The following is a 26,096-nucleotide window of genomic DNA, read 5'->3' on the forward strand; positions in this document are numbered from 1 at the left end:
GGTTCGCGCCCGGCGGAGAGCGAAGCGCCCCCGGAGCCCGGCTCCGGGGGCGTCTTTGCGTGTCAGAGGCGCAGGGTCGCCTCGGCGACGGTGACCGCGCGGCCACGGATCAGCACGCGGTCGCCCGCCAGTTCGCACTCCAGGTCGCCGCCCCGGCCCGGATAGGCCTGGTGGTAGCGGAGCGCCGCGCGGCCCAGCTTCGCCGAGAACAGCGGCGCGAGGATGCAGTGCAGCGACCCGGTGGTGGGATCCTCCGGGATGCCCGAACCGGGTGCGAAGAAGCGGTCGACGACATCGTAACCGGCGCCCTGCGGCGCGATCGCCGCGACGCCGACGTTGCCACGACCGCCCGTGGCGGCGCTTGACACGGCGTTCAGCGCCGCGAGGTCCGGCTTCAGGGCCCGGATCGCCGCCTCGTCCTCGAACACCGCGATCAGGTACGGCCCGGCCCAGACCTCGCTCGGCCGCGCGGCAAGCGCCTCGGCCAGCCCCGCGGGCTCCTCCGTCCGCACCGGCGGCTGGGAGGGAAAGTCCATTTCGTAGCCCTCGCCGGCGCGCGCGAGCGTAAGCGGCCCCGACCGGGTGTCGAAGGTCGCCTTGTCCGCGGCCAGCCCGAGTTCGCCGAACAGCACATGGCCCGAGGCCAGGGTCGCGTGCCCGCACAGCGGGACCTCCAGCATGGGCGTGAACCAGCGCAGGCCGAACCGCGCCGGGTCCGGCGTCTTCAACAGGAAGGCGGTCTCGGCCTGGTTGTTCTCGGCGGCCAGCGCCTGCATCCAGGCCGCGTCGGGCCAGGCCTCGAACGGCTCGACCACGCAGGCCGGGTTGCCCCGGAACGGCCGGGCGGCGAAGGCGTCGACGGTCCATTGGCGCATGAGGGCCTCCTCGAAGTCCGGCCTCACGACTTGCGGCCGCCCGCCCACGGCGGCAAGAGCCACTTCCCCTGTCCCGGACCGCCGGAGCCGCCCATGCCCTACGAGATCAGCGACGACCCGCAGCGGTCCGGCCTCGCCCGCGCGCCCGGCTGGATCAGCGGCAAGAGCTACTGGGGCCACCGCGACGTCTACACGCCCGGCCGCTGAAGAAGACTCCCTCAGTACGTCATGGCCGGGCCTGTCCCGGCCATCCAGACGCGTCGGCGGAGCAGGAGAAGACACGGGCGCCGCCGCCGCACTCCGTTCTGCATGACCGGTGTCTATGGATGGCCGGGACAGGCCCGGCCATGACGTTCCTTGTAGGTTCAGCACCGACCACCGGTCGACAGGCCTAGCGGATCACCTCGATCTCGGGCCAGCGCGCCTTCGCCGAGCCGGCGATCCTGTCGTAGTTCGGGCTCAGCCGGCTCGGGTTCGGCCGCAGCCGCATGGCGAAGAGATCCTCCAGCCCGAACGGCGCATGCACGGTCATGCGGTCGTCGCGGCCGAGGCGCACCCCCACCGCGAACACCGGGCTCACGAACCGGGTCAGCGCCTCGGCGCTGCTCGCCAGCGGCGAATAAGGCTCGCGGAAGTGTCCCTCGAACCAGACATGCACCCGGGCCTGGTTGCGCACCTCGACCATCTCGCGCAGCGGCGGCTCGAATTCGGCGGCGACGCGCCGGATCACCGCGTCCTCGGCCTCGTAGCTGATGTCGGAGGCGTCGTGGTAGGCGACGTCGTAGTCCTTGATCCCATAGTCCAGCGGCCGGCCGGTCAGGTCGTTGAACACCCGCTGGTAGATCGCGCCCGAGAAGACCAGCCAGTCCGGCAGGTCGAGGACAGCCAGGGTGCGCAGCGCCTGCATCAGGGGCCCGGACCGCCGCAGGACCGCCTCCAGGCGCGCCGCGTCGCTCACGCCCGCCCCCGCATCGGCCAGCCGTGGTCCAGCGGCCCGTGGCCGGCGCCCAGGCCCGGCGCGCGCAGCATCGCCTCGTGTACGTAGTCCCAGGCCCGCGCCACCGCGGCGGTCAGCGGCAGGCCCTGCGCCAGCCCCGCCGCGCACGCCGACGCGAGCGTGCAGCCGGTGCCGTGCGTGTGGCGGCTTTCGATCCGCTCGCCTTCGAACACCGTCTCGCCGTCGGGCGTCATCAGCACGTCGGCGACCCGGTCGCCCGGCACGTGGCCGCCCTTCATCAGCACCGCCGACGCGCCGGCCGCCAGCAGCGCCTCGCCCGCGCGGCGCAGGTCGTCTGTGGTGGCGCAGGCGATGCCGGTCAGCGCCTCGGCCTCGGGCGCGTTCGGCGTCAGCAGCGCCGCGCGCGGGATCAGCCGCTCGCGAACCGCCGCCACCGCCTCGGCCGCCAGCAGCGAGGCGCCGCCCTTGGCCACCATGACGGGATCGACCACCGCCGCCACGCCCGCCTCGTCCAGCAGTTCGGCCACCAGGGCCACTGTCGCGGCGTCGCCCAGCATGCCGGTCTTGACCGCGTCGGCCCCGATGTCGGAGAGCACCGCGCGCGCCTGCGCCGCCACCACCTCCAGCGGGATCGGGTGGACGCCGGTGACGCCGAGCGTGTTCTGCACCGTCACGGCGGTGATCGCGGTCGCCGCATAGCCGCCCAGCGCGGTCACGGTCTTGATGTCGGCCTGGATCCCCGCCCCGCCGCCGGAGTCGGAGCCGGCGATGATGAGGACGCGGCCTGGAGTCATGCGTTCGCGATAGCGCGCGCGGCCCGCGAATGCATCGGGATTCACGCAGGATCGCTTCGCTGACCTGTAGAAGGAAGGGCTGGAGTTTGTGGGAACAATATGGAAACATCTGCAATGTGCATCGGCGTCGCGGGAACGGCGGGTCGCGGCCGATGGTGCGAAGGAAATTCCCATGGAGCGCGTCGTGGTCCCCCATCGCTTCCGCGACGCCGCTGAAGCCGTCCACCGGGATGGCGGTTGTGGGTGAATCGAAAGCGCTGGGGACATCCCCGCGGCGCGGGTTGCCCCGGACGGGCGACGCACGGCATGACGGGGGCATGGCGCGTGAGATCGTTCTCGACACCGAGACCACGGGGTTCGACCCGCTGACGGGCGACCGGCTGGTCGAACTGGCGGCGCTGGAGATCGAGCAGTTCGTGCCGACCGGGCGCAGCTTCCACGTCTACATCGACCCCTGCCGCGACATGCCGATCGAGGCCGAGAGGATCCACGGGCTCTCGGCGGCGTTCCTGCGCGGCAAGCCGCGGTTCGAGGACGAGAGCGTCGTCGACCGGTTCCTGGAGTTCGTCGGCGACGCGCCCATCATCGCCCACAACGCCGCCTTCGACCGGGGTTTCGTGAACTGGGAGCTGCAGCGGTGCGATCGCGCCGAGATCCCGGACTCTCGCTGGATCGACACCCTGGGGCTCGCCAAGCAGCGCTTCCCGGGCATGCACAATTCGCTGGATGCGCTCTGCAAGCGCTTCAAGATCTCGCTCAGCGAGCGCGAGAAGCACGGCGCGCTCATCGACGCCAAGCTGCTGGCCGCCGTCTATCTCGAGCTGAAGGGCGGCCGCGAGCGGCGGCTGGAGCTCTCCAGCGCCACGGCGTCGGGCGCTGTGACGATAGCCGCCCGCGTCGAGTACGGCGCACGGCCGCGCCCGCTCGCGCCGCGCTCGACCGAAGCCGAGCGCGCGACCCATGCGGCGTTCATCCGCGACAAGGTGAAGGGCGAGGCGCTCTGGGACCCGTTCGGCCTGGAGGGCGTGCTGGTCGAGGCGGGGGCGGAAGAGAAGGCCGCCTGACCCCTACGCGTGGCCGACCTGCGGGTCCTGTTGCGCCTTGCGGGCGGCGTAGACGCCGGCGAAGTCGATCGGGTCCAGCAGGAAGGGCGGGAAGCCGCCTTCGGACGTGACCTCGGCGATGATGCGGCGGGCGAACGGGAAGAGGTAGCGCGGGCACTCGATCAAGAGCACCGGCTCCATCTCGTCGGGCTGCACGCCGGAGATCTGGAAGACGCCGCCGTACAGCAGCTCGACGTGGAACAGCGGGCCGTCGGTGCGGTTGGCGCGGGCCGAGAGCTTCAGGTCCACCTCGAACAGGCCGTCCTCGCGGCCGCGGGCGTTCATCTCGACGCCGAGGTCGATCTGCGGCTGGTCCTGGCTGGGGCGCAGCGCGTCGGGCGCGCGGGGGTTTTCCATCGACAGGTCGCGGATGAACTGGGCGAGGATGCGGATGCCGGGCTCGGCGGAGCCTTCGGGCGCGGCCGCGCCGGCGTCGATGTCGGTCATGGGGAGGCGGAAATCTCTCTGGTTCGCGGCAGGAGGCGCGCGTGTTCGGGGCACGCGGCTATCATGTGGTCGGCGGCGATGCAACGTCGCCCCTGACGCGGACGTTCCGTCGGACTATATAGCTATGAATGGGCGTATAAGGTCCCGTACGCTCAGACCGCCTCGACAGGGTCCCGACCGAAAGCCGCTCGTTGCAAGTCCTCGAACTGATCATCTTCGCCGGCCTCGCGGCCATCGTGCTGTACCAGCTCTATTCGGTGCTGGGCCGGCGCGTGGGACGCCAGCCCGAGGATCAGCAGGCCACGGCCGACGCCAAGGTGCGGCCGCCGCGCGCCCCGGCGGGGCTCATCGACCCCGTGGACGACGGCGTGGAACTGACCGGCCTGGCCGCCGTGAAGGCCAAGGATCCGGCCTTCGACATGACCCGCTTCCTGGGCGGCGCGAAGGGCGCCTACGAGATGGTGGTGAAGGCCTTCGCCGAGGGCGACAAGGCGACGCTGCGCAACCTGCTGGCGCCGCCGGTGATGGCGAGCTTCGAAGGCGTGATCGACCAGCGCGCCGCCGAGGGCCGCACCGAAAGCGTCGAGTTCCTCCAGGCGCCGCGGGCGGACCTGGAGAAGGCCGAGGTCAGCGATGGCGACCTCGCGCGCCTGACGGTCCGGTTCCTGGCCGAGTTCCGCAGCCGCACCAAGGGGCCGGAGGGCGAGGGCGTCGACGACCGCCGCACCGCCGAGCTCTGGACGTTCGAACGCCGCCTCAAGAGCCGCGACCCCAACTGGACGCTCGTCCACGTGGACGCCGCCGAAGCGTGACCCTCCCCGGCTGGCGAGTGACGACGGCGAGCCTCGCCGCGCTCAGCCTCGCCGCCTGCGCCACGCCCTACGAGCACGGCCCGGTTCCGCCGGGCTATCCGCAACCGCCGCCGCCCGCCGAGACGCGCCCGCCTCTCCCGCCGGAAGAGGCGCCGCGCCGCGTGGAGCTGTCCGAACTGCCGGGTTGGACGGCCGACGACCATGACGCGGCGTTCGGCGCCTGGCGCGCGACCTGCCAGGCCAGCCGCGATCCGGGCCTCGCCGAACTCTGCCGCCGGGCGAAGGCGGTGCGCGATGTGGCGCCGGGCGTGGGCCGGCCGTTCTTCGAGGCGTTCTTCGTCGCCGAACGTGTCGGCGGCGAAGGGGTGCTCACCGCCTACTTCGCGCCGGTCTATCCGGCGCGGCGCAAACCCGACGCCGAATTCAGCGCGCCGGTGCGGCCGCGCCCCGCCGACCTGCGCGTCGATGGGACGGCGGTGCTTCAGGTCCAACCGGACGGGACCACCGCGCCCTATCCCGACCGCGCCGCGATCGAGGCGTGGCCCAGCGATGACGCCCTGGCCTGGATGCGGCCCGAGGATCTCTTCTTCCTGCAGGTGCAGGGCTCGGGGACGCTGACGTTCGAGGACGGCCGGCGGCTGAAGGCGCTCTACGCCGCGCACAACGGGCGCACGTTCGCCGGCATCGCCAACCCGATGCGCGACCGCGGGCTGCTGCCGCGCGACAATACCTCGGGCGATGCGATCCGCGGCTGGCTGGCCGCCCACCGCGGGCCCGAGGCCGACGAGATCATGCGGCTGAACCCGCGCTACGCCTTCTTCCGCCTGGCGCCCGACGACGGCCAGCCGCCGGTCGGCGCGGCCAACATCCCCCTACCCCGCGGCCGCGCGGTGGCGGTGGACCCGGCGTTCCACGCCATGGGCGAGCTGCTCTGGATCGACGCCAATGCGCCGCTGCTGGCGGGCGCCTTCCCGAGCTACCGGCGCGCGGTGACGGCGCTCGACACCGGCGGCGCGATCAAGGGCGACGTGCGGGCCGACCTCTACCTGGGCGAGGGCGATCAGGCCGGCGCGGAGGCCGGGCGCGTGCGCCACACCCTGAAGCTCTGGCGGCTGGTCCCGCGGTGAAGCGTCATCCGACGCCGGAAGAGCTGCACCTGTGGGGCAAGGTGGCCGCCACGGTGCATCCGCTGCAGGGCCGCGCCGAGCCCCGCAAGGCGCGGGCCCAGACCCTGGACGCGCCGGCCCGCATCGCGCCGAAGGACCTGAAGCCTGTTCGCGATGCGCGGCGCGGTGCGCTGGAAGGCATCGAGCCCAACCGCCGCCACCGGATCGCGAAGGAACGCGAGGAGATCGGCGGCCGGATCGACCTGCACGGCCTGACGCAGGACCGGGCGCGCGTGGCGCTGGAGGGCTTCCTGGTGCGGGCGTGGGACGACGGCTGGCGCGCGGTGCTGGTGATCACCGGCAAGGGCGTGCAGGGCGACGGCGTGCTGAAGCGGCGCGTGCCCGACTGGCTGGGCGCGCCTGAGCTCTCGCACATCGTGGCCGGCCTGTCGGAAGCCGCGCGCCACCACGGCGGCGCCGGGGCGCTCTACGTGGCGCTGAAGCGCAAGCCGAAGCTCTAGCCTCTCCCCACCGCTGTCATCTCTCATCGCCGTCATCCCGGTTTGGGCGTAGCCCAAGACCGGGACCCAACCGTCCGGCGTATCGATGGTGGGAGAGCGGCCCGGCGGTCAGGGGCCAGATCACCAGCTCAGAGCACCGGCGGGTTGGGTCCCGGTCTTGGGCTCCGCCCAAACCGGGATGACAAACGGGGGGTGGCCAGGGAGCGCGAACTACGCCCGCGAGGCCTTTTCCTTCAGGCCGCTGGTTCCCTCGCGGGCCTCCAGGCGTTCGGCGACTTCGTCGAGGCTGACGCCGGCGGCGGCGATGACGACGAGCCAGTGGTAAATCAGGTCGGCGCTCTCGTGGGTGAGGGCTTCGCGGTCGCCCTGGGCGGCGGCGATGACGGTCTCGACGGCTTCCTCGCCCATCTTCTTGGCGGCGCGGTCGAGGTCGCCCAGGAGCTGGGCGGTGTAGGAGGTCGAGGTGTCGCCGCCGCGGCGGCTCTCGATGGTTTCGGCCAGGCGGCCGACGACTTCCGTGAAGCGACTCATGCTGCGGCTTGCTCCGTGATCCGGACGGGGATGCCGGCGGCGGCCATGGCGGCCTTGGCTTCGCCGATGCCGACCTCGCCGAAGTGGAAGATGGAGGCGGCCAGCACGGCGTCGGCGCCGGCCTGCACGCCCTCGACCAGGTGCCTGGCGGCGCCCGCACCGCCCGACGCGATGACCGGCACGCTGACGGCCTGCGAAACGGCGCGCACTAGGTCGAGGTCGTAGCCGGTCTTGGCGCCGTCGCGGTCCATGGAGGTGAGCAGGATCTCGCCGGCGCCCTTCTCCACCGCCTCGACCGCATAGGCGACCACGTCCAGGCCGGTCGCCCGGCGACCGCCGTGGGTGTAGACCTCCCAGCCGTCGTTGCGCCCGCCGGGACCCGTGCGCGTGGACCCGTGCTTCGCGTCGATCGCCACGACGGTGGCCTGGCTGCCGAAGGCGTCGGCGCAGGCCGAGATCAGGTCGCGGTTCTCCACCGCCGAGGTGTTGATGCTGATCTTGTCGGCGCCGGCCAGCAGCAGGCGGCGCGCGTCCTCGACCTTGCGGATGCCGCCGCCGACGCTGAGGGGCATGAAGCAGACCTCCGCGGTGCGCGCGACGACATCGAAGATCGTGTCGCGGTTCTCGTGGGATGCGGTGATGTCGAGGAACATCAGCTCGTCGGCCCCGGCGGCGTCGTAGGCGCGGGCCTGCTCGACGGGATCGCCGGCGTCGCGCAGGGAGACGAACTGCACGCCCTTCACCACCCGGCCGTCCTTCACGTCCAGGCAGGGGATGACGCGGACCTTCAGCGTCATGCGGCGACGCCCAGGGCTTCGGCGGGGTCGATGGCGCCGTTGTAGAGGGCGCGGCCGAGGACGGCGCCGGCCACCGGCGCGCCCTTGCGCGCCTTCAGGCGGTGGAGGTCGTCGACGCTGGCGAGGCCGCCCGCGGCGATGACGGGGATCGCCACCGCGTCGGCGATGGCCCCGAAGGCGTCGACGTCGAAGCCCATGACCGTGCCGTCGCGGTCGATGTCGGTGATGATGAGGGCGGCGACGCCGGCGTCCTCGAAGCGCCTGGCCACGGTGATCGCATCGAGGTCGCTGTCGGCGGTCCAGCCGTTCACCGCGACCTTGCCCTTGCGCACGTCGACGCTGACGGCGATCTGCTCGGGATAGGCCAGCGCCGCGGCGATGACGATGTCCGGCTGCTGCACCGCCACCGTGCCCAGGATCACGCGGCTGACGCCGGCCTCGATCCAGCGCTCGACGTCCTTCAGGGTGCGGATGCCGCCGCCGAGCTGCACGGGCACCGACACCGACGACAGGATGGCCTCGACGCCCCGGGCGTTGATCGCCTCGCCCTGCACCGCGCCGTTCAGGTCGACCACGTGGATCCAGTGGAAGCCGGCGTCGGCCCACTGCTTCGCCTGCGCGCCGGGGTCGGCGTTGAACACGGTGGCCGTCGAGAGGTCGCCGTGCAGGACGCGCACGCACTGGCCGTCCTTCAGGTCGATGGCGGGGTAGAGGATCACGGACGCCACTCCAGGAAGTCGGCCAGGAGCCTCAGGCCGGACGCTTGCGATTTCTCGGGGTGGAACTGCACCCCGGCGAGGTTGTCCCGCGCCACGGCGGCGGGGAACCGGCCGCCGTGGTCCACATAGGCCGCCACATCGGCGGTGTCTTGCGGATACATGGCGAACGAGTGGGTGAAGTAGACGGGCGCGCCGGCGCGCAGGCCCGCCAGCACCGGCAGGCCGCTCACGGCCTCGAGGTTGTTCCAGCCCATGTGCGGGACCTTCAGCGCCGGGTCGGACGGGGCGATCTTCCTCACGTCGCCGTCGATCCAGCCGAGGCCGGGGGTGACGCCGAACTCCAGGCCGCGCGAGGCCATGAGCTGCATGCCGACGCATATTCCCAGGAACGGCGCTGCGCGCCGGATGACGGCATCGTTCAGCGCCTCGATCACGCCGGACCGGGCGGCGAGCGCGTCCATGCAGGCCTTGAAGGCGCCGACGCCCGGCAGGACGACGCGGTCGGCCCTGGCGACCGCCTCGGGATCGTGGGTGACGACGATGTCGGCGGTCCCGGCCGCCGCGCGGACCAGGGCCTTCTCGGCCGAGCGCAGGTTGCCCGACCCGTAGTCGATCAGGACGACGGTCTGGGTCACGACGACCTTCCTGCGCGCCGTCGGCGCCGTCGAATTGAACCGCGGAGATCGCGGAGATTCGCAGAGATGTCGGCGCGGCGCGGATCGCTCCGCGCATCTCCGCGATCTCTGCGGTTTGAAGGATGGCGCTGCCGCGCCACCGGGGCTGGGGGCGGCGCTGCAGTCATGAAGGAACTACAGCACGCCCTTGGTGGAGGGGGCGTGGCCGTGGGTCTTGGGGTCGAGCTCGACGGCGGCGCGGACCGCGCGGGCCAGGGCCTTGAAGCCGCTCTCGGCGATGTGGTGGGAGTTCGTGCCGTACAGGCACTCCAGATGGACACACGCGCCGCCGTTCATGGCGAACGCGTGGTGGAACTCCTTGAAGAGCTCGGTGTCCATGTCGCCGACCTTCGGCGTCCTGAACTCGACCTTCCAGATCAGGTAGGGCCGGTTGGAGAAGTCGATGGCGCAGCGGCTCAGCGTCTCGTCCATCGGGATGTAGGCGTGGCCGAAGCGGCGGATGCCCTTGAAGCCGTCGAGGGCTTCCTTGATCGCCTGGCCGAGCACGATGCCGGTGTCCTCCACCGTGTGGTGCATGTCGATGTGCAGGTCGCCCCTGGTCTCGACGTCGAGGTCGATGCCGCCGTGGCGGGCGAAGCTGTCCAGCATGTGGTCGAAGAAGCCGATGCCGGTGGAGACCTTGCTGACGCCGGTCCCGTCCAGGTCCACGGCGACGCGGATCTGGGTCTCCCTGGTGTTGCGGACGACCTCGGCCTTGCGGCTCATGACAACCCCCGAATTACAGACCGCGACTCGCGGCGAGGTCCTTCAGCGAGACCTGCGGCCGCGGCCCGTAGTGCGAGATCACCTCGGCCGCCGCCAGCCCGCCCAGCCGCGCGCAGTCGCGCAGCGAACGGCCCCGGGAGAGGCCGAAGAGGAACCCGGCCGCGTATTGGTCGCCCGCGCCGGTGGTGTCCACGACTTTCTCTATCGCCTCGGCCGGCACGTGCAGGGTTTCGCCCTTGGAGAGCACCACCGAGCCCTTCTCGCTGCGGGTGACGGCGGCGAGCTCGCAGTGGCGCAGGAGCTGCTCGCAGGCCTCGTCGAAGTCGGCGGTCTCGTAGAGCGCCAGCAGCTCGGCCTCGTTGGCGAAGAGGAGGTCGACCTGGGTCTCGATGAAGCCCTTCAGGCCGCCGCGGTGGCGCTCGACCACGAAGCTGTCGGAGAGGGTGAGCGCGATCCTGCGGCCGGCGCCGTGCGCGAGACCAGCCGCCTTGGCGAAGGCGCGCCGCGCGGCCTCGGCGTCGAACAGGTAGCCTTCCAGGTAGACCACCTTGGCGGCCTCGACGGTGGCGACGTCGACGTCGTCGTCGGTGAACTCCACCGAGGCGCCCAGGAAGGTGCACATGGTGCGTTGCGCGTCCGGGGTGACGTTGATCATCGAGACCGCGGTGGCCGGGCCGCCCGTGAGGGGCGCGTTGTCGAACCTGGCGCCGATGGCGCGCATGTCGTGCGCGAAGACGCGGCCCAGCGGGTCGTCGGCCACCTTGCCCATGAAGGCGCCCCTGCCGCCGAAGCTGGCCAGGCCCGCGATGGTGTTGGCGGCCGAGCCGCCCGAGGCCTCCACCGCCTCGCGCATCTTCGCGTAGAGGGCCGCCGACTGCCCGGCGTCGACCAGCATCATGGCGCCCTTGGTCAGCCCGTTCTCGGCGAGGAAGGCGTCGTCGCACGGCGCGATCACGTCGACGATGGCGTTGCCGATCGCGGCGACGTCGTAGGTCTCGGGCATAAGCAGGCAATCCCCTCGGGCCAGGGCGCGCCGATTACAGGGAAAAGGTCGGCGAAGCTAGGCGCCGGCCGTGACGTCCAGGAAGGGGGCACGACCGTCTGAGGTTCAGGCTAGGTCGCCGGCGGCGGCTTCGCGGCGGCGGCTTCGGTCTTCAGACGCTGCACCATGTCGCCCGAGAGGTAGCCGTCGGCCGTGAAGCCGCGGGCCTTCTGCCAGCTCCGCAGAGCCTTGCGCGTGCCCATGCCGACCACGCCGTCGGGCTGGCCCGCGTCGAAGCCCAGGGCGTTCAGCGCGCGCTGGGCCGTCATCCGGTCGACGAGCGACAGCGGCGTCTCCTGCGGCCAGGCCCGGGTCAGCGGCGGCGCGCCGGCGAAGCGGTCGGCCAGCAGGCCCACGCCCAGCGCGTACGACAGGCTGTTGTTGTACTGGCGCAGCGCGAAGTGGTTGGGGAACAGCAGGAAGATCGGCCCGCCCGCGCCGGCCGGCGCCGCCAGTTGCGCCCGGGCGTTCGTGTCGGCGTCGGCCCAGGGCCGCCCGTCGGCGGGCTTCACGCCCTGCGCCGCCCACTCGGCGGGCGTCAGCTTCGGCCCCTCGGTCACGCTGTAGTCGAAGCGCGCCGGCACGCTGACCTCGCGCGCCCAGCTCTGTCCGCGCGCCCAGCCGGCCTTGGCGAGCAGGTTGGCGGCCGACGCCAGGCTGTCGGCGCTGGAGCCCCAGATGTCGCGCCTGCCGTCGCCGTCCTGGTCGACGGCGGTGGCGAGGAAGGTCGAGGGGATGAACTGCGTCTGCCCCATCGCCCCGGCCCACGAGCCGCGCAGGCGCGCCCGCGGCTGTTCGCCCGACTGTATGATCTTGAGCAGGGCCACGATCTCGCCCTCGGCCCAGCCGCGCCGCCGGCCCTGCGCCGCCAGCGTCGCGAGCGAGCGCAGCGTGTCGTAGTCGCCCTGGATCGAACCGAACCCGCTCTCCAGCGCCCAGACGCCCAGCAGGATGTCGCGCGGCACCCCGTAGCGCTGCTCGATCGCGCCCCAGACCGGCATCGAGGCGTGATAGCGCTGGCCGATGGCCACCCGGTCGGCGGTCACCACGCCGCGCAGGTAGTCGCCGATCGGCTTGGAGAACTCCGGCTGGCGTGAATCCGCCCCCGCCACGCGCGGATCGGGCGTCAGGCCGGCCATCTCGCGGCGGAAGACCGCAGGCTCGATCCCGGCGGCCATCGCCCGGCTCTCGAAGTCCGAGGCCCAGGCGTCGAAGGTCTGGTCGCCGGACGCCGTCGGCGGCTGGATGCTGGCCTGCGCCGGCGCGGCCTCGCCCACGGATGCGCCGACGCCGGCCATCGGCGTCGAGCCGCCGGGCGCCATCGGCGAGGCGCAGCCGGCCAGGAGCAGCATCAGGGGCAGTCGAAAACTCATCCGGCTGAATCTAGGGTGCGTCGGCGCGGCGCCCAATCACTTCGGTGTCAGCGCGGCACGCGGCGAGGGGGCGGCGCAGGTTGACTTGCCGGGACCCGCCCCGTATATGCGCGCGCTCTGTTTGACACCGGCCGGGTTCCCGGCCCGATGAGATTTGGGTCCATGAAGGTCAGAAGCTCGCTCAAGTCGCTCAAGACGCGTCACCGCGACTGCAAGCTCGTGCGCCGCAAGGGCCGGGTCTACGTCATCAACAAGACCGATCCGCGCTTCAAGGCCAAGCAGGGCTAAGGCGACCGTCGGCCTATGCCGAAGGCCGTTCTCTGGGACTTCGGCAACGTCATCGTGCGCTGGAGCCCGCGCACGCTCTACGACAAGATCTTCCCCGACGCCGCCGAGTGCGAGCGGTTCCTTTCGACCGTCTGCACCATGGCCTGGCACGCGCCCACCGACTGCGGCGTGACCTTCGCCGACAACGTCGCGGCCCTCGTCGAGGCCCATCCCCAGCACGAACCGCACATCCGCGCCTGGCACGAACGCTGGGACGAGATGTTCTCCGGCCCGATCGCCGAGACCGAGGCCGCCATCGAGGCGCTGCACGCCCGCGGCGTGCCCCAGTACGGCCTCTCCAACATCAGCCACGAGACGCTCCACTCGACGCTGGCCATGAGCCCGGCGTTCGGCCGCCTCTCCGGGCTGGTCGCCTCAGGCTTCGAAGGCGTCATGAAGCCCGACCCGGCGATCTTCCGCCTCTGCTGCGAGCGCTTCGGGCTGGCGCCGGCCGACTTCTTCTTCGTCGACGACAGCGAGAAGAACATCGCCACCGCCCGGGACATGGGCTTCGACACGCTGCACTTCACCGACCCGGCGGCGCTGCGTCCCGCCCTGGAAGCCCGCGGCCTTCTCTGACCGTCGCACGGCGGATCGGGTCACGCCGTTACTCAAAACGGGTGATCCGGCGCGTCCTCGCGGCCGGCCTGCGCGTAACGGCGAGGCTGGCACGCGATGTGCCGGGTTCGGGAGGAACGCAACCGACGTCGTCCCAAACCGACACAGACACGGATACAGACCGCCATGACCCGCCTCAGCGCCTTCCTCGCCGCCACCGCCCTCGTGGCGATGGCCAGCCCCGCCGCCGCCGCGGTGAACGTCACGCTCTCGAACCAGGGCCAGCCGTTCGCGCTTCCCGACGGCCAGGAGCTGATCGCCACCTTCGACGACGCCAACAACCCGACCCAGGTGTTCGTCGACGGCGTCACCCTGACGCTCATCGGCGCGACCGTCGGCGTGAACGAAGGCGGATCGGGCTACTCGGGCACGCTGCCGAACGACGACACGCACTATCTGACCGTCCCGGGCGGCGCGACGGCGACCTTCGAGTCGCTGCGCCTGATGTCGAGCTTCAGCCTCTTCATGGGCTCGCCCGACACCTACAACCAGATCGAGTTCTTCGGCGACAACGGCTACCACGAGGTGCTCTCGGGCGCCGACATGTTCCTGGGCGACACCAACCAGGACTGGGGCTGGGGCAAGCGCGTGAACTTCGACTTCGGCGGCTACAACGTGAACAAGATCGTGCTGTCCTCGTCGGGCAACTCGTTCGAGGTCGACACCGCCGCCGGCGCGTTCGCCGCGGGCGTTCCGGAACCGGCGACCTGGGCGCTCATGATCGGCGGCTTCATGGCCACGGGCGTCATGCTCCGCCGCCGCCGCGCCAACCTTTCTCTCGCTTAGACCTCTCTCCTCTGGGCGAGATCAACTGAACCCCCTGTCTTCCCCGGCGGGGGGGTTCTTTTTGCCCGAAGGTCCACGGGCGGGCGGCGGGGGAAAACGGGGATAACTCGCCGGCGCCGCTTGGCGGCGGGCGTCCTTCTCGCCTAGAGGCTTTCCCATGGCCGACGACGCTTCCGCACACCCCGACATCCTGAACGCCACCGCGCAGGGACAGCTCAAGAGCATCATCGAGCGCATCGAGCGCCTCGAGCAGGAGAAGGCCGAGATCGCCGAGCAGATCAAGGAAGTGAAGGCCGAGGCCAAGGGCAACGGCTTCGACGTGAAGATCATCAACAAGGTGATCCGCATCCGCAAGCAGGACCGCGCCAAGCGCCAGGAGGAGGAGGCGATCCTCGACCTCTATCTCTCCGCGATCGGCGAAATCTGAGGAAGAAGCCGCCGGCTTCGCCCTTCGAGGCGCGCAAGGCGGCGGCCAGGCGGGCCGCCCTCAACGCCCTGAAGCGCGCCCGGCGCGCCGCCGACAAGGCCGGCGTGACGCTCTCCGACTGGGAGGGCGAGTTCCTCAGCGAGGTCTCCGACCGCGTGAAGACCTACGGCCGCGCCTTCGGCGACCCCGAGAAGGGCGCGGCGGGCGAGGCGCTCTCGATCATGCAGGCGGTGAAGCTCAAGGAGATCACCGCCAAGGCCAAGGGCGAGAAGACGGGGATGCGGCGGACGCCCCTCCGGCGCCGCAAGGCCGAGGACTAAGGCGCGGGTAACCATCCCTTTTCACGATGTCTTGGCCGCGTTCGGGCCTAATCCCCGCGTGACGACATCGCGTTCCATACGGGCGGCCGTGGCGGCGCTGGCGGGCCTGGGCCTCCTCGCCGGGCCCGCGTCGGCGGCCGAGTTCACCGAAGACCGGCTGGCCGTGGTCATGGACCAGGTGTTCGGCCAGGGCGCGTGGCGCCTCACCGGCGGTTACCGTACGCCGGCCCGTGAGGAGCAGTTGCGGGCCCAGGGCGCCAAGACGGTCCGGCCGGGCGGGATCTCCAAGCACTCGATGGGGCGGCCGGATGCGCCGGGCGCCTACGACGTCGTCGTCGACGGCATGAAGCCGTCGGAGGCGGCGGCCCGCCTGCGCGCGGCCGGCGCCCCGTTCGCCCGCTACATGCCCAAGGGCCGCCACGGCGCGCAGGGGCCGCACCTGCACGTCGAGCCCTTCGGGTTCGGCGAGGAGGCCCCCGAGGGCCCCGCCACCATCCTTCTGGCCGACGCCGACGCGCCGAAGGAAGGCCGCGCGCTGTCGGTCACCATCGTCATGCCCCGCAGCGGCGCCGCCAGCCTGGCGGCCGCCCGCGAGCACCTGGCCGGCGTGCGCGCCGAGGCGCTGAAGGATCGCGCCGACGCCCAGCTCGAACTCGCCCGCGCCTACATGGTGGGCTACGCCGTGCCGCGCGACTTCGCCGAGGCCAAGACCTGGCTGATCTCCGCCGCCGCCAACCCCGGCGCCGACCCGCAGACCCGCGGCGAGGCCGAGGACACGCTCGCCCAGATCCCGGCCCTGATGGACGCCGACCGCGCCCAGCGCCCGGCCCACTACGCGGCGCTCAGGGCCGGCGCGGCGGATCGGTAGCGTTACGCCATCTGATCAAGATGCAACGTCATCCCCCGGCTTGTCCGGGGGACCCATTGGGCTGTGAGTTAGGGGAAACGCGCGGCTGCACCGCCGCTGTTCGACGCCGCGCGCACAGCCCAGTGGGTGGCCCGGACAAGCCGGGCCATGACGTTCAGAGGTAAGCGAGAGAGCCCTACGCCGCTTCCGCGTCGGCCTCTTCGGGGGCGCCGCCCTTCACGAGCTGTTCGAGGCCCTGTTCGCGGACCTTGCGGTAGAGCGTCGAGCGGCCGATGCCGAGGCGGCGGGCCACCTCGCTCATGTGGCCGGCGTAGACCTCGATGGCGAGCCGGATCATGTCGCGCTCGACCTCCTCCAGCGTGCGCAGGTGGCCGCGGCCGTCGAGGACGCGGACCGGCTGGTCCTGGGCGATCGCGGCGCCGGGCGCGGCGACCACGGTCGGGGCCGGCGCCGGCGTGTATTCCGGCGGCGGCGCGGCGACGCCCGAGATGGCCGGGAAGTCGTGCGGCTGCAGGTAGGGCGCGTCGGCGAGCACGATGGCGCGGTAGACCGCGTTCTCGAGCTGGCGGACGTTGCCCGGCCAGTCGTAGGCGGTGAGGAACGCCAGCGTCTCGGGCGAGGCGGCCACGACCGACTTGCCTTCCTCGACGTTGAAGCGGCGCACGAAGGCGTCGACCAGGGCCGGCACGTCCTCGCGGCGCTCGCGCAGCGCCGGCGCCTCGATCGGGAAGACGTTCAGCCGGTAGTAGAGGTCCTCGCGGAAGCGGCCTTCGGAGACCGCGTTCGACAGGTCGCGGTTGGTCGCCGAGACGATGCGGACGTCCACCTTGATCGAGCGCTTGGCGCCGATCGGGTCGATCTCGCTCTCCTGCAGGGCGCGCAGCAGCTTGACCTGCATGTCGAGCGGCAGCTCGCCCACCTCGTCGAGGAACAGGGTGCCGCCGTTGGCCTCCTGGAACTTGCCCAGGTGCTTGTCGGTGGCGCCGGTGAAGCTGCCCTTCTCGTGGCCGAACAGGATCGACTCGACGAGGTTCTCGGGGATGGCGCCGCAGTTCACGGCCACGAACGGCTTGCCGGCGCGCTCGGACGAGCCATGCACGGCGCGCGCGATCACTTCCTTGCCGACGCCGCTCTCGCCCGTGATCAGGATCGGGATCGACGACTTGGCCGCCCGCTCGCCCAGCCGCTTGACCATGGTCATGGCCGGCGAGCCGCCGATCAGGTCGTTGAAGGTGGTACGGCCCGTGGAGTGCTTCTTCAGGCGCTCGACCTCGCTCTTCAGCGAGCCCATCGACAGCGCGTTGCGGATCGAGACGGTGATGCGCTCGGGGCTGGCCGGCTTCACGAAGAAGTCGCAGGCGCCGGCCTGCATGGCCGACACGACGGTGTCGATCCCGCCCGTGGCGGTCAGCACGATCACCGGCAGGCCGAAGCCGCGGGCGCGCATTTCCCTGAGCGTGTCCTGCCCCGAGATGCCCGGCATCACGAGGTCCAGCAGCACCACGTCGACCGACGCGCCGGACGTCAGGTGCTGGATCGCCTCGTCGCCGCTCTGGGCGTGCGCGACGGCGAACCCGTCGCGCTCGAGGACCGCCTGGATCAGACGGCGCTGGGTAGGATCGTCATCGACGACCAGGACCGTTTTGGCCATATGAAAACACCCACCGGACTGGACGCTCACCGTTCTGGCGAGGCCTTGTTCTTGTCCCCGTTTGGTACAGGGCAAGAGTAAAGGCGGCGTTTCGCAGACCCTGTTCAGGGGTTAAGCGGTTGGGTTTCCGGAATCTGAAGATGGGGCAGGAAGACCTGCACGAACGGACCGATGGCGAAGGCGCGGACGACTATGCGGAGCGCGCCGCGAGGCCGGCGAAGAGCTGGATGAGGCGGCGGGCCAGCATTGGTCTGGCCAGATGCTGCGAAGTGGACCTGTAAACCGGCGCCAGTTCTGCCAGGCTGGCCGCATGAGACGCATCGGACCCGCTTCCGTCACGCGCCTCCTCGGCGCCTGGCGCGGCGAGGGCGGCGCCGGCCCCGCCTACCGCCAGCTTGCGGACGGGCTGCGCCTGCTGATCCTCGACGGCCGCCTGCCGCTGGACGTGGTGCTGCCCGGCGAGCGGGAGCTGGCCACGGCGCTGGAGGTCAGCCGCACGACGGTGACGGCCGCCATGGCCCGCCTGCGCGACGATGGCTTCCTGGAACGGCGCCAGGGCGCGGGCGCCCGCACGCGGCTGCCCGCCGGCCCCGGCGCGCGCGGCGGCGGCCTGATCGCCGGCTCCGAGGGCGACGGCCTGATCGACATGGCCTCGGCCGCCCCGCCGGCCGCGGACGCGGTCCACGCCGCCTTCGCCGCGGCCATCCAGGCGCTGCCCGCCCACCTGCCCAACCACGGCTACGGCGCGATCGGCCTGCCCGTCCTGCGCGAGGTGCTGGCCGAGCGCTACACGCGCCGCGGCCTGCCGACGGCGCCCGGGCAGATCATGATCACGTCGGGCGCCCAGCACGCCCTGGCGCTGATGATCCGCCTGCACTGCGGGCCCGGCGACCGCGTGGTCATCGACCACCCGACCTATCCGCACGCCATCGACGCGATCCAGCGCGCCTCGTGCCGGCCCACGCCCGTCGGCCTGCCCGGCGAGGGCTGGGACGTCGAGGGCGTGGCCGCCGCCTTCCGCCAGGCGGGCCCGCGGCTGGCCTACTTCATCGGCGACTTCCACAATCCGACCGGCCGCTGGATGAGCCCGGAGACCCGCGCCGCCATCGCCCGCGCCGCGGCCCAGACCCGCACGGTCGTCATCCTCGACGAGACCCTGGTCGACCTCTGGCTCGACGCCCCCATCGCGCCCTACGCCTTCGACGAGCCGGCCGAGGGGCTGGTGCGCGTCGGCTCCACCGGCAAGAGCTTCTGGGGCGGCCTGCGCCTGGGCTGGATCCGCGCCGACGCCCAGACGATCCAGGCGCTGGCCCCGCGCCGCGTCTCCATCGACCTGGGCTGCCCGCTGGTCGAGCAGCTCGCCGCCGCGCACCTGCTGACCACCGACGAGGACGGGCTCGCCGCCCGCCGCGCCCTGCTGCGCGCCCGCCGCAACCACCTGGTCGGCGAGGTCCGCCGCGTTCTGCCCGACTGGAAGGTGGCCTCGCCGCCGGGCGGCCTCTGCCTTTGGGCCGAGCTCCCGACGCCGGTCTCCAGCGCGCTCGCCGCCACCTCCGAGCGGTTCGGCGTGCGCCTCGCCGCCGGTCCCCGCTTCGGCGTCGACGGGGCGTTCGAGCGCTTCACGCGGTTGCCCTACACGCTCGCCCCCGACGTCCTGACCGATGTCGTCGGCCGTCTCGCCCAGGCCTACACGCGCCTGCGACCGGCGCCGTCAGGCGCGCGTTCCTCGATGGGCGCCGTCATCTAGACCCCCTTCCTGGACGTCATGGCCGGGCTTGTCCCGGTCACCCATGGACACCGGTCGCGCCGAACTGGCGGTGACGCCGTCGCCGCGGGCCGGCCTGTTTCGCCCGCGCGTCTGGATGGCCGGGACAGGCCCGGCCATGACGCCCCGAGGTGGGAGTGGCGCGACGATGGCGGGAACGGATCGGCGGGCAGGGGAAGTTCCGCAGCGACATGCTTGCCCGGCGCGCGGGCAGGGGCATAGTGCGCTCACTGAACGCCGATCATTCGAAGAAATCGGCTGCTGGGAGGGCGCTATGAAGCTGATCCGTCTGGGCCTTGCGCTCGCACTGGCCGCGACCGTGGCCGCCTGCAACAAGCCGCCGGGCGCCGTCGACGACAAGCGCCTGACCGCGGCCGCCGGCAACGGCGAGTGGCTGAGCTACGGCAAGGACTACAACGAGCAGCGCTTCAGCCCGCTCGACAAGGTCAACGCCGGGAACGTCAAGGACCTGGGCCTCGCCTGGTACGCCGAGTTCGACACCGACCGCGGCCAGGAGGCGACGCCGCTGATGGTCGACGGCGTGCTCTACACCTCGACCGCCTGGTCCAAGGTGTTCGCCTTCGACGCGAAGACCGGCAAGCAGCTCTGGACGTTCGACCCGAAGGTCGAGGGCTCCAAGGGCTTCGACGCCTGCTGCGACGTGGTCAACCGCGGCGTCGCCATCTGGAAGGGCCGCGTCTACGTCGGCACGATCGACGGGCGCCTGATCGCGCTGGACGCCAAGACCGGCGCGGTCGCCTGGGAACAGCAGACCACCGACAAGTCCAGGCCCTACACCATCACCGGCGCCCCGCGCGTGGTGAAGGACAAGGTGCTGATCGGCAACGGCGGCGCGGAATACGGCGTGCGCGGCTACGTCAGCGCCTATGACGCGGCCACCGGCAAGCTGGCCTGGCGCTTCTACACCGTGCCGAACCCGACCGGCGCGCCCGACGGCGCGGCCTCGGACAAGGTCTTCAGGGAGAAGGCCGCGGCCACCTGGTCGGACGGCGAGTGGAAGGAAACCGGCGGCGGCGGCACCGTCTGGGATTCCATCGTCTACGACCCGGCGCTGAACATGGTCTACATCGGGGTCGGCAACGGCAACCCGTGGAACCACCAGCGCCGCTCGGGCGGCAAGGGCGACAACCTCTTCCTGTCGTCGATCGTGGCCCTCAACGCCGACACCGGCGAGTACGTCTGGCACTACCAGACGACGCCCGGCGAGAGCTGGGACTACACCGCCACCCAGCAGATCATGCTGGCCGACCTCGATATCGGCGGCGCGCCGCGCAAGGTGCTGATGCAGGCGCCGAAGAACGGCTTCTTCTACGTCATCGACCGCACCAACGGCCAGCTCATCTCGGCCAAGCCCTACGCCAACATCACCTGGGCCACCGGCGTCGACATGTCGACCGGCCGGCCTATCGAGAACCCGGCCGCCCGCTACGAGAAGGCGATGGTCATGCAGGTGCCGGGCCCGCTCGGCGCCCACAACTGGCAACCGATGGCCTACAACGCCAAGACGGGCCTCGTTTACATCCCGACCAACGTCACGCCCTTCGCCTACACCGACGACAAGAGCTTCTCGTACCGGCCCGGCGCCTGGAACGTGGGCGTCGACTTCCTGGCCAACGCGCTGCCCACCGACGAGGCGACGCTGAAGGCCACCATGGCCCTCATCAAGGGCAGCCTGGTGGCCTGGGACCCGGTGCAGCAGAAGGCGGTCTGGACGGTCGACCACCCGTTCTTCTGGAACGCCGGCGTGCTCTCGACCGCGGGCGGCCTGGTCTTCCAGGGCGACGCCGAGGGCGAGCTCGCGGCCTACGAGGCGGCCAAGGGCGGCAAGCTCTGGAGCTTCAAGACCGGCAACGGGATCATCGCCGCGCCGATGACCTACGAACTGGGCGGCGAGCAGTACGTGGCCGTCATGGTCGGCACCGGCGGCGGCGGCCAGATCTCGGCCCCGGCCTCGATGCCGGTCCGCTCGCGCCTGCCGGGCCGCCTGCTGGTCTTCAAGCTGGGCGGCAAGGCGACGGCCCCGGCCTTCCCGGCCCCGGCCCAGCCGCCGTTCCAGCTCACCGGCGTCAGCTCGAAGGGCGACGTGAAGCACGGCTTCGCGCTCTTCCACCGGAACTGCCAAGTCTGCCACGGGCCGAACGCCTCGGGCGCCTGGCTGCCCGACCTGAAGCGCTCGCCGATGCTGCAGACCGAGGCCAACTGGAAGGGCGTGCTGATCGACGGCGCCAGCGCCGCGCGCGGCATGGCCAGCTTCAGCCGGTTCCTGTCGCCGAAGGACGCGGAGGACATCCGCGCCTACGTGATCACCGAGGCCCAGGCCGCCGCCAAGCTCGCCGAAACCGGCGCCCCGCCCGCCCCGGCCACGCCGATCGGCCGCGACTGACGATCACCTACGGGCCTCCGCGCAAGCGGAGGCTCAGTCCTTCTTGAACCGCGGAATACGCGGAAGGACGCGGAAAGCGATTCCTTCCTCGTGAGCGGAGGCTCAGTCATTTGAACCACGGATTTCACGGATTTCACGGATGGAGTCCGGCGCTGATCCGTGTAATCCGTGCAATCCGTGGTTCTTGAAATTGCCGCCGCTTCGCGGCCGGTTCCGCGGCCTTCCGCGTATTCCGCGGTTCCCTGAATCGGAAGGCCCGCTTCGCGGCCGCCGGCCTGGGCTAGAACGCCCCGCCGCGGCCCTGGCCGCCCGTGAACCGCGTGGCGCCCTCGACGTGGGAGCCGGTGCGCAGGGTCTCCAGGCCGAAGCGCACCTCGGCGGCGGTCGCCGCGTCCCAGTCCAGCGACCACTGCGCCAGCGCCGAGAGCCGGTCGTTGCGCATGCAGAGCTGCGGGAAGGCGCCGATCTGCCGGGCCAGCTCCACCGCCGCCGCCAGCGCCTCGCCCTTCGGGACGACGCGGTTCGCGAGCCCCATCGCCAGCGCCTCCTGCGCGTCCACCGGCCGGCCGGTGAGGATCATGTCCATCGCCCGCGAGTGTCCGATCAGCCGCGGCAGCCGCACGGTGCCGAGGTCGATCAGCGGCACGCCGAAGCGGCGGCAGAACACGCCGAAGAACGCCCCCTCCGCCGCCACCCGCAGGTCGGCCCAGCAGGCCACCTCCAGCCCGCCCGCGACGGCGGGCCCCTCGACGGCCGCGATCACCGGCTTGCCGAGCCGCAGCCGCGTGCAGCCCATCGGCCCCAGGTCGCCGTCCTCCCGGATCGGGTTGGCGTCGGCCCGCGGCCGGCCGCCCGCGATGGCCTTCAGGTCGGCGCCGCCGCAGAAGTAGCCACCACGGCCGGTCAGCACCGCCACGTCCAGCCCTTCGTCGGCGTCGAAGGCCTTGAAGGCGTCGTAGAGCTCGCGGGCGGTGGCGCCGTCGACGGCGTTGCGCCGCTCGGGCCGCTCGATGGTGACGATCGCGATGCGCCCGTCGTGCTCGACGCTCACATTGCCCATGGCCCGGCTCCTTTTTCGAAGGCCCGGCATCGTGGCGCTTGCGACCGCGCGGAAGGCAAGACCAAATGCCCGCCACACCGGAGGAGTGGGCGTCATGAGCAAGGCCGAGAAGCTGGGGTTCTCCGTATCGCGGCTGGCGCGCATCGACCGCCTGCTGCAGGAGCGCTACGTCGGCCCGGGCAAGCTGCCCTGCGCCCAGTTCGTCCTCGCCCGCGGCGGCGAGGTGGTCCACCAGACGCTGCTGGGCCAGCAGGACCCAGAGCGCGGCGTGCAGATCGCCGACGACACCGTCTACCGCATCTATTCCATGACCAAGCCGATCACCTCGGTCGCGCTGATGCAGCTCGTCGAGGAGGGGCTGGTCGCGCTGGACGACCCGGTCGCGAAACACATTCCCGAGTGGAAGGACCTGGCCGTCTTCTCCGCCGGGACCGGGCCCTACCTGACCACGCCCTGCGCGCGGCCGATGCAGGTGGTCGACCTGCTGCGCCACACGTCGGGGCTGACGTACGGCTTCCAGAACCGCACCAACATCGACGCCGCCTACCGCAAGCTGAAGCTGGAGGCGATGCACGGCGGCCATGACCTCGAGACCATGATCCAGCTCATGGCCAAGGTCCCTCTGGAGTTCTCGCCGGGCGAGGCCTGGAACTACTCGGTCTCCACCGACGTCTGCGGCTACCTGGTGCAGAAGATCGCCGGCAAGCCGCTGGACCGGGTGTTGCAGGAGCGCATCTTCGACCCGCTGAAGATGGTCGACACCGGCTTCCATGTCCGCGACGACCAGCGCGCGCGTTTCGCCGCCTGCTACGACGCGGTCCCCGGCGGCGGCATGAAGCTGCAGGACGACCCGCAGAAGAGCCCCTACCTCGAACCGCCCGCCCTGCTCTCGGGCGGCGGCGGTCTCGTCGGCACGGCGGCCGACTACCTGCGGTTCGCCAATATGCTGCTGAACCGCGGCGAACTGGACGGCGCCCGCATCCTGGCGCCCAAGACCGTCGACCTGATGGCGTCCAACCACCTGCCCGGCGGCGCCGACCTGACCCAGGTCTCGCGCTCGCTGTTCTCGGAGAGCACCAACGCCGGCGTCGGCTTCGGCCTGGGCTTCGCGGTGGTCTTCGACCCGCCGCAGACCCTCATCCCCTGCAGCCTGGGCGAGTTCTACTGGGGCGGCGCGGCCTCCACCGCCTTCTGGGTCGACCCGATCGAAGACGTCACCGCCGTCTTCATGACCCAGCTCCTGCCCTCGTCCAGCTACCCCATCCGCCGCGAATTGCGGACGCTCGTCTACTCGGCGCTGATGGAGACGAACGGGTAGCGCGAGCGCGGGAGGCGGCGCCTGCCTGGCGCCGGCCTTCTCACTTCTCTTCGAAGGCCCAGGCCTTGATCAGTTGGTGGGCGATGGCCATCGGCTGGGGGCAGAAAGTGTCCGTGTACTCGCCGCGGACCAGCGCCCTGGCTTCCTCGCGGGAGAACCAGCGCACTTCGGAGAGCTCGGTCTGGTCGGGCCGCGCGTCCTCGTCCTCGACCTCGGCGATCAGGCCGATCATCAGCGACGACGGATAGGGCCAGGGCTGGGTCGAGTGGTAGCGCACCGAGACGGTCTTCAGCCCCGCCTCCTCGTTGAGCTCGCGGGCGCAGGCCTCCTCGATCGACTCGCCGGGCTCCAGGAAGCCGGCCAGGGCCGAGAACATGCCCTTGGGCCAGATCTCCTGGCGGCCGACCATGCAGCGGTCGCCGTGGACGGCCAGCATGATCACCACCGGATCGGTGCGGGGGAAGTGCTCGGCGTCGCAGGCCGGGCACTTGCGCTTCCAGCCGCCGTCCATCGCCTGCGAGGGCTGGCCGCAGCTTGCGCAGTACTGGTGGCGGCGGCGCCACTCGAACATCTGCTTGGCGGTGGCCAGGATCGCCGCGTCGGTGTCGGGCAGCCGCAGCGCGATCTGGCGCAGGTCCATGAACTCGCCCAGCCCCTGCAGCGGCCCTTGCGCCGGGTCTGACGTGCCTTCGAGGTCCACCGCGAAGACGGCGGTGTCCTTCCAGAGGCCCATGAACAGCAGGCGCTCGGGGCCGCCCGAAAGCTCGTCGACCATCTTCGCGGGCAGGTAGGCGATCTGCACGCCGCCCTCCTTGGTCTTCTCGACCAGCGGCTTGCCGTTCCAGATGGCGAGGCCCAGCGAGTCGGACGAGCCGAGCTGTCCGGCCAGCCAGTCGGCGTCGGCGCGCCGCTCGGACGCCCGGTTCAGCGGATTCCCGGCGAAGGTGTTCTGGAAGAAGGAAAGGGCCATGGGGCGCTATCTAGGGGGCTGAGGGCCGGCGCATCAACACGTCTTGGCGGTGCGGCGGATTTCGAGCGGCCCGTCGACGCCGTTGGCTTCAGACCCCTGGTCAAACGGCTGTTCGTCCGCCACATGTTTCGGCAAGGGTCCCCATTCCGCGCCTAGCAGGAGCCTCCGCATGGCCGACGACGCCGCGAAACCGCCGCCCAATCGCCCCGCCGACTACGTCCCGCCCAAGGTCTGGCAGTGGAACAAGGAGAACGGCGGCCGCTTCGCCGCCATCAACCGCCCGATCGCCGGCCCCACGCACGAGAAGGTCCTGCCGGTCGGCGAGCACCCGTTCCAGCTCTACTCGCTCGGCACGCCCAACGGGGTGAAGGTGACGGTGATGCTCGAGGAGCTGCTGGCCGCCGGCCACAAGGGCGCCGAGTACGACGCCTGGATGATCAACATCGGCCAGGGCGACCAGTTCGGCTCGGGCTTCGTTGAGATCAACCCGAACTCGAAGATCCCGGCGCTGCTGGACCGGTCGGACCCGGCCAGGCCGTTCCGCGTGTTCGAGTCGGGCGCGATCCTGCTGCACCTGGCCGAGAAGTTCGGCGCCTTCCTGCCGACCGAGCCCGCGGCCCGCGCCGAGGTGATGTCGTGGGTGATGTGGCTGATGGGCTCGGCGCCCTACCTGGGCGGCGGCTTCGGCCACTTCTACGCCTATGCGCCGTTCAAGATCGAATACGCCATCGACCGCTTCGCCATGGAGGCCAAGCGCCAGCTCGACGTACTGGACCGCCGCCTCGCCGAGAGCGAGTACCTGGGCGGGTCGGAGTACACGATCGCCGACATGATGGTCTGGCCCTGGTACGGCCTCCTGGCCAAGGGCGGGGCCTATGAGGCCGGCGAGTTCCTGGACACCCAGAGCTACAGGAACGTCCAGCGCTGGACCGACCAGATCGGCGCCCGGCCGGCGGTGAAGCGCGGCCGCGTGATCAACCGCGCCCTGCCCGAGCGCCACTCGGCGGCCGATATCGACAAATTCCTGGCCGAACAGGACGCCAAGAAATAGCCGAGGCCGCGCAGCAGCTTCGATTCAGAACCACGGATTTCACGGATTGCACG

General features: G+C 71.4%; 28 protein-coding genes. 14 read left to right on the plus strand and 14 right to left on the minus strand.

Annotated elements, in window-relative coordinates:
• Window positions 1-62: 62 nt before the first annotated feature.
• The 3 genes from KF737_RS01025 to thiD all read right to left on the minus strand — a co-directional run bounded on the left by KF737_RS01025 (window position 63) and on the right by thiD (window position 2,627).
• Window positions 63-875 (minus strand): PhzF family phenazine biosynthesis protein, encoded by an 813-nt coding sequence (locus tag KF737_RS01025; RefSeq protein WP_296449365.1) that lies wholly within the window; start codon window positions 873-875, stop codon window positions 63-65.
• 391 nt (window positions 876-1,266) lie between these two features.
• On the minus strand, window positions 1,267-1,782 hold the full coding sequence (locus KF737_RS01030; RefSeq protein WP_296449511.1) for a nucleotidyltransferase family protein: 516 nt from the start codon (window positions 1,780-1,782) through the stop codon (window positions 1,267-1,269).
• Window positions 1,783-1,829: 47 nt separating this feature from the next.
• Window positions 1,830-2,627: a bifunctional hydroxymethylpyrimidine kinase/phosphomethylpyrimidine kinase gene (gene thiD / locus KF737_RS01035; protein WP_296449368.1), complete on the minus strand. Its 798-nt coding sequence runs from the start codon at window positions 2,625-2,627 to the stop codon at window positions 1,830-1,832.
• A gap of 317 nt (window positions 2,628-2,944) precedes the next feature.
• Here thiD and dnaQ point away from each other — a divergent pair, with 317 nt between their 5' ends.
• The gene (gene dnaQ / locus KF737_RS01040; protein WP_296449370.1) at window positions 2,945-3,691 is read left to right on the plus strand and encodes a DNA polymerase III subunit epsilon; all 747 of its coding nucleotides are present in this window, start codon (window positions 2,945-2,947) and stop codon (window positions 3,689-3,691) included.
• A 3-nt stretch (window positions 3,692-3,694) separates the two neighbouring features.
• Here the strand turns inward: dnaQ and secB are convergent, their stop codons facing one another.
• Window positions 3,695-4,177, minus strand: a complete 483-nt coding sequence (gene secB / locus KF737_RS01045) for a protein-export chaperone SecB (protein WP_296449373.1) — start codon at window positions 4,175-4,177, stop codon at window positions 3,695-3,697.
• Window positions 4,178-4,368: 191 nt separating this feature from the next.
• On the opposite strand from secB, the gene timA reads away from it, so the two are divergent.
• From timA to KF737_RS01060, 3 genes are read left to right on the plus strand one after another with little or no spacing between them, the layout of a single operon-like run.
• Entirely contained in the window at window positions 4,369-4,989 is a 621-nt protein-coding gene (gene timA / locus KF737_RS01050) for a TIM44-related membrane protein TimA (RefSeq protein WP_296449376.1), read from the plus strand.
• A 17-nt stretch (window positions 4,990-5,006) separates the two neighbouring features.
• A complete protein-coding gene (locus KF737_RS01055) occupies window positions 5,007-6,116 on the plus strand; it encodes an MltA domain-containing protein (RefSeq protein ID WP_296449379.1) in 1,110 nt (369 codons plus the stop codon).
• Window positions 6,113-6,616 carry a Smr/MutS family protein gene (locus KF737_RS01060; protein ID WP_296449383.1) on the plus strand — a complete coding sequence of 168 codons (504 nt, stop codon included), beginning with the start codon at window positions 6,113-6,115 and terminating at the stop codon, window positions 6,614-6,616. Before KF737_RS01055 ends, KF737_RS01060 begins: the two co-directional genes overlap by 4 nt.
• Before the next feature lie 210 nt (window positions 6,617-6,826).
• On the opposite strand, the gene KF737_RS01065 is transcribed toward KF737_RS01060, so the two are convergent.
• From KF737_RS01065 to KF737_RS01095, 7 genes are all read right to left on the minus strand, one after another.
• The gene (locus tag KF737_RS01065; RefSeq protein WP_296449385.1) at window positions 6,827-7,147 is read right to left on the minus strand and encodes a phosphoribosyl-ATP diphosphatase; all 321 of its coding nucleotides are present in this window, start codon (window positions 7,145-7,147) and stop codon (window positions 6,827-6,829) included.
• Window positions 7,144-7,944 (minus strand): imidazole glycerol phosphate synthase subunit HisF, encoded by an 801-nt coding sequence (hisF, locus tag KF737_RS01070; protein ID WP_296449387.1) that lies wholly within the window; start codon window positions 7,942-7,944, stop codon window positions 7,144-7,146. Before hisF ends, KF737_RS01065 begins: the two co-directional genes overlap by 4 nt.
• Entirely contained in the window at window positions 7,941-8,663 is a 723-nt protein-coding gene (gene hisA, locus KF737_RS01075) for a 1-(5-phosphoribosyl)-5-[(5-phosphoribosylamino)methylideneamino]imidazole-4-carboxamide isomerase (protein ID WP_296449390.1), read from the minus strand. The genes hisF and hisA overlap by 4 nt, the downstream gene beginning before the upstream one ends.
• Window positions 8,660-9,298 carry an imidazole glycerol phosphate synthase subunit HisH gene (gene hisH / locus KF737_RS01080; protein WP_296449393.1) on the minus strand — a complete coding sequence of 213 codons (639 nt, stop codon included), beginning with the start codon at window positions 9,296-9,298 and terminating at the stop codon, window positions 8,660-8,662. The genes hisA and hisH overlap by 4 nt, the downstream gene beginning before the upstream one ends.
• Before the next feature lie 174 nt (window positions 9,299-9,472).
• Entirely contained in the window at window positions 9,473-10,063 is a 591-nt protein-coding gene (gene hisB / locus KF737_RS01085) for an imidazoleglycerol-phosphate dehydratase HisB (RefSeq protein ID WP_296449395.1), read from the minus strand.
• A 13-nt stretch (window positions 10,064-10,076) separates the two neighbouring features.
• Window positions 10,077-11,066 carry an adenosine kinase gene (locus tag KF737_RS01090; protein WP_296449398.1) on the minus strand — a complete coding sequence of 330 codons (990 nt, stop codon included), beginning with the start codon at window positions 11,064-11,066 and terminating at the stop codon, window positions 10,077-10,079.
• 110 nt (window positions 11,067-11,176) lie between these two features.
• Window positions 11,177-12,478, minus strand: a complete 1,302-nt coding sequence (locus tag KF737_RS01095; RefSeq protein ID WP_296449399.1) for a lytic murein transglycosylase — start codon at window positions 12,476-12,478, stop codon at window positions 11,177-11,179.
• Between the two features lie 162 nt (window positions 12,479-12,640).
• Here KF737_RS01095 and ykgO point away from each other — a divergent pair, with 162 nt between their 5' ends.
• From ykgO to KF737_RS01125, 6 genes are all read left to right on the plus strand, one after another.
• Entirely contained in the window at window positions 12,641-12,766 is a 126-nt protein-coding gene (gene ykgO / locus KF737_RS01100; RefSeq protein WP_012523667.1) for a type B 50S ribosomal protein L36, read from the plus strand.
• A 15-nt stretch (window positions 12,767-12,781) separates the two neighbouring features.
• Window positions 12,782-13,384, plus strand: coding sequence for an HAD family phosphatase (locus KF737_RS01105; protein ID WP_296449408.1), 603 nt, complete (start codon window positions 12,782-12,784; stop codon window positions 13,382-13,384).
• 165 nt (window positions 13,385-13,549) lie between these two features.
• A complete protein-coding gene (locus KF737_RS01110) occupies window positions 13,550-14,209 on the plus strand; it encodes a PEPxxWA-CTERM sorting domain-containing protein (RefSeq protein WP_296449411.1) in 660 nt (219 codons plus the stop codon).
• A 157-nt stretch (window positions 14,210-14,366) separates the two neighbouring features.
• The gene (locus KF737_RS01115; RefSeq protein ID WP_296449414.1) at window positions 14,367-14,636 is read left to right on the plus strand and encodes a DUF2312 domain-containing protein; all 270 of its coding nucleotides are present in this window, start codon (window positions 14,367-14,369) and stop codon (window positions 14,634-14,636) included.
• The gene (locus KF737_RS01120; RefSeq protein ID WP_296449514.1) at window positions 14,633-14,956 is read left to right on the plus strand and encodes a hypothetical protein; all 324 of its coding nucleotides are present in this window, start codon (window positions 14,633-14,635) and stop codon (window positions 14,954-14,956) included. Before KF737_RS01115 ends, KF737_RS01120 begins: the two co-directional genes overlap by 4 nt.
• A gap of 58 nt (window positions 14,957-15,014) precedes the next feature.
• On the plus strand, window positions 15,015-15,824 hold the full coding sequence (locus tag KF737_RS01125; protein ID WP_296449417.1) for a hypothetical protein: 810 nt from the start codon (window positions 15,015-15,017) through the stop codon (window positions 15,822-15,824).
• Between the two features lie 175 nt (window positions 15,825-15,999).
• On the opposite strand, the gene KF737_RS01130 is transcribed toward KF737_RS01125, so the two are convergent.
• Window positions 16,000-17,475, minus strand: coding sequence for a sigma-54 dependent transcriptional regulator (locus tag KF737_RS01130; RefSeq protein WP_296449419.1), 1,476 nt, complete (start codon window positions 17,473-17,475; stop codon window positions 16,000-16,002).
• Between the two features lie 310 nt (window positions 17,476-17,785).
• Here KF737_RS01130 and KF737_RS01135 point away from each other — a divergent pair, with 310 nt between their 5' ends.
• Together KF737_RS01135 and KF737_RS01140 are read left to right on the plus strand one after the other, a co-directional pair.
• The gene (locus tag KF737_RS01135) at window positions 17,786-19,222 is read left to right on the plus strand and encodes a PLP-dependent aminotransferase family protein (RefSeq protein ID WP_296449422.1); all 1,437 of its coding nucleotides are present in this window, start codon (window positions 17,786-17,788) and stop codon (window positions 19,220-19,222) included.
• Between the two features lie 292 nt (window positions 19,223-19,514).
• A complete protein-coding gene (locus KF737_RS01140) occupies window positions 19,515-21,644 on the plus strand; it encodes a PQQ-dependent dehydrogenase, methanol/ethanol family (RefSeq protein WP_296449425.1) in 2,130 nt (709 codons plus the stop codon).
• A gap of 280 nt (window positions 21,645-21,924) precedes the next feature.
• On the opposite strand, the gene KF737_RS01145 is transcribed toward KF737_RS01140, so the two are convergent.
• Window positions 21,925-22,704, minus strand: coding sequence for a crotonase/enoyl-CoA hydratase family protein (locus tag KF737_RS01145; RefSeq protein ID WP_296449428.1), 780 nt, complete (start codon window positions 22,702-22,704; stop codon window positions 21,925-21,927).
• Window positions 22,705-22,798: 94 nt separating this feature from the next.
• Between KF737_RS01145 and KF737_RS01150 the strand changes: the two genes are divergently transcribed.
• Complete coding sequence (locus tag KF737_RS01150) at window positions 22,799-24,022, plus strand: serine hydrolase (RefSeq protein ID WP_296449431.1); 1,224 nt, start codon at window positions 22,799-22,801, stop codon at window positions 24,020-24,022.
• 40 nt (window positions 24,023-24,062) lie between these two features.
• On the opposite strand, the gene nudC is transcribed toward KF737_RS01150, so the two are convergent.
• The gene (gene nudC, locus KF737_RS01155) at window positions 24,063-24,992 is read right to left on the minus strand and encodes an NAD(+) diphosphatase (RefSeq protein WP_296449434.1); all 930 of its coding nucleotides are present in this window, start codon (window positions 24,990-24,992) and stop codon (window positions 24,063-24,065) included.
• 169 nt (window positions 24,993-25,161) lie between these two features.
• Between nudC and yghU the strand changes: the two genes are divergently transcribed.
• Window positions 25,162-26,043, plus strand: coding sequence for a glutathione-dependent disulfide-bond oxidoreductase (gene yghU, locus KF737_RS01160; protein ID WP_296449437.1), 882 nt, complete (start codon window positions 25,162-25,164; stop codon window positions 26,041-26,043).
• The last annotated feature ends 53 nt before the right edge of the window (window positions 26,044-26,096 follow it).

The organism is Phenylobacterium sp. (assembly GCF_019636135.1).
In the GTDB taxonomy this organism is placed as follows: domain Bacteria; phylum Pseudomonadota; class Alphaproteobacteria; order Caulobacterales; family Caulobacteraceae; genus Phenylobacterium.

What these genes read in the sequence shown, in the direction of transcription:
- KF737_RS01025 (WP_296449365.1), bottom strand. Translation starts at nt 875, where the DNA reads ATGCGCCAATGGACCGTCGACGCCTTCGCCGCCCGGCCGTTCCGGGGC.
- KF737_RS01030 (WP_296449511.1), bottom strand. Translation starts at nt 1,782, where the DNA reads ATGCAGGCGCTGCGCACCCTGGCTGTCCTCGACCTGCCGGACTGGCTG.
- thiD (WP_296449368.1), bottom strand. Translation starts at nt 2,627, where the DNA reads ATGACTCCAGGCCGCGTCCTCATCATCGCCGGCTCCGACTCCGGCGGC.
- dnaQ (WP_296449370.1), top strand. Translation starts at nt 2,945, where the DNA reads ATGGCGCGTGAGATCGTTCTCGACACCGAGACCACGGGGTTCGACCCG.
- secB (WP_296449373.1), bottom strand. Translation starts at nt 4,177, where the DNA reads ATGACCGACATCGACGCCGGCGCGGCCGCGCCCGAAGGCTCCGCCGAG.
- KF737_RS01065 (WP_296449385.1), bottom strand. Translation starts at nt 7,147, where the DNA reads ATGAGTCGCTTCACGGAAGTCGTCGGCCGCCTGGCCGAAACCATCGAG.
- hisF (WP_296449387.1), bottom strand. Translation starts at nt 7,944, where the DNA reads ATGACGCTGAAGGTCCGCGTCATCCCCTGCCTGGACGTGAAGGACGGC.
- hisB (WP_296449395.1), bottom strand. Translation starts at nt 10,063, where the DNA reads ATGAGCCGCAAGGCCGAGGTCGTCCGCAACACCAGGGAGACCCAGATC.
- KF737_RS01090 (WP_296449398.1), bottom strand. Translation starts at nt 11,066, where the DNA reads ATGCCCGAGACCTACGACGTCGCCGCGATCGGCAACGCCATCGTCGAC.
- KF737_RS01095 (WP_296449399.1), bottom strand. Translation starts at nt 12,478, where the DNA reads ATGAGTTTTCGACTGCCCCTGATGCTGCTCCTGGCCGGCTGCGCCTCG.
- ykgO (WP_012523667.1), top strand. Translation starts at nt 12,641, where the DNA reads ATGAAGGTCAGAAGCTCGCTCAAGTCGCTCAAGACGCGTCACCGCGAC.
- KF737_RS01105 (WP_296449408.1), top strand. Translation starts at nt 12,782, where the DNA reads ATGCCGAAGGCCGTTCTCTGGGACTTCGGCAACGTCATCGTGCGCTGG.
- KF737_RS01110 (WP_296449411.1), top strand. Translation starts at nt 13,550, where the DNA reads ATGACCCGCCTCAGCGCCTTCCTCGCCGCCACCGCCCTCGTGGCGATG.
- KF737_RS01115 (WP_296449414.1), top strand. Translation starts at nt 14,367, where the DNA reads ATGGCCGACGACGCTTCCGCACACCCCGACATCCTGAACGCCACCGCG.
- KF737_RS01130 (WP_296449419.1), bottom strand. Translation starts at nt 17,475, where the DNA reads ATGGCCAAAACGGTCCTGGTCGTCGATGACGATCCTACCCAGCGCCGT.
- KF737_RS01135 (WP_296449422.1), top strand. Translation starts at nt 17,786, where the DNA reads ATGAGACGCATCGGACCCGCTTCCGTCACGCGCCTCCTCGGCGCCTGG.
- KF737_RS01140 (WP_296449425.1), top strand. Translation starts at nt 19,515, where the DNA reads ATGAAGCTGATCCGTCTGGGCCTTGCGCTCGCACTGGCCGCGACCGTG.
- KF737_RS01145 (WP_296449428.1), bottom strand. Translation starts at nt 22,704, where the DNA reads ATGGGCAATGTGAGCGTCGAGCACGACGGGCGCATCGCGATCGTCACC.
- KF737_RS01150 (WP_296449431.1), top strand. Translation starts at nt 22,799, where the DNA reads ATGAGCAAGGCCGAGAAGCTGGGGTTCTCCGTATCGCGGCTGGCGCGC.
- nudC (WP_296449434.1), bottom strand. Translation starts at nt 24,992, where the DNA reads ATGGCCCTTTCCTTCTTCCAGAACACCTTCGCCGGGAATCCGCTGAAC.
- yghU (WP_296449437.1), top strand. Translation starts at nt 25,162, where the DNA reads ATGGCCGACGACGCCGCGAAACCGCCGCCCAATCGCCCCGCCGACTAC.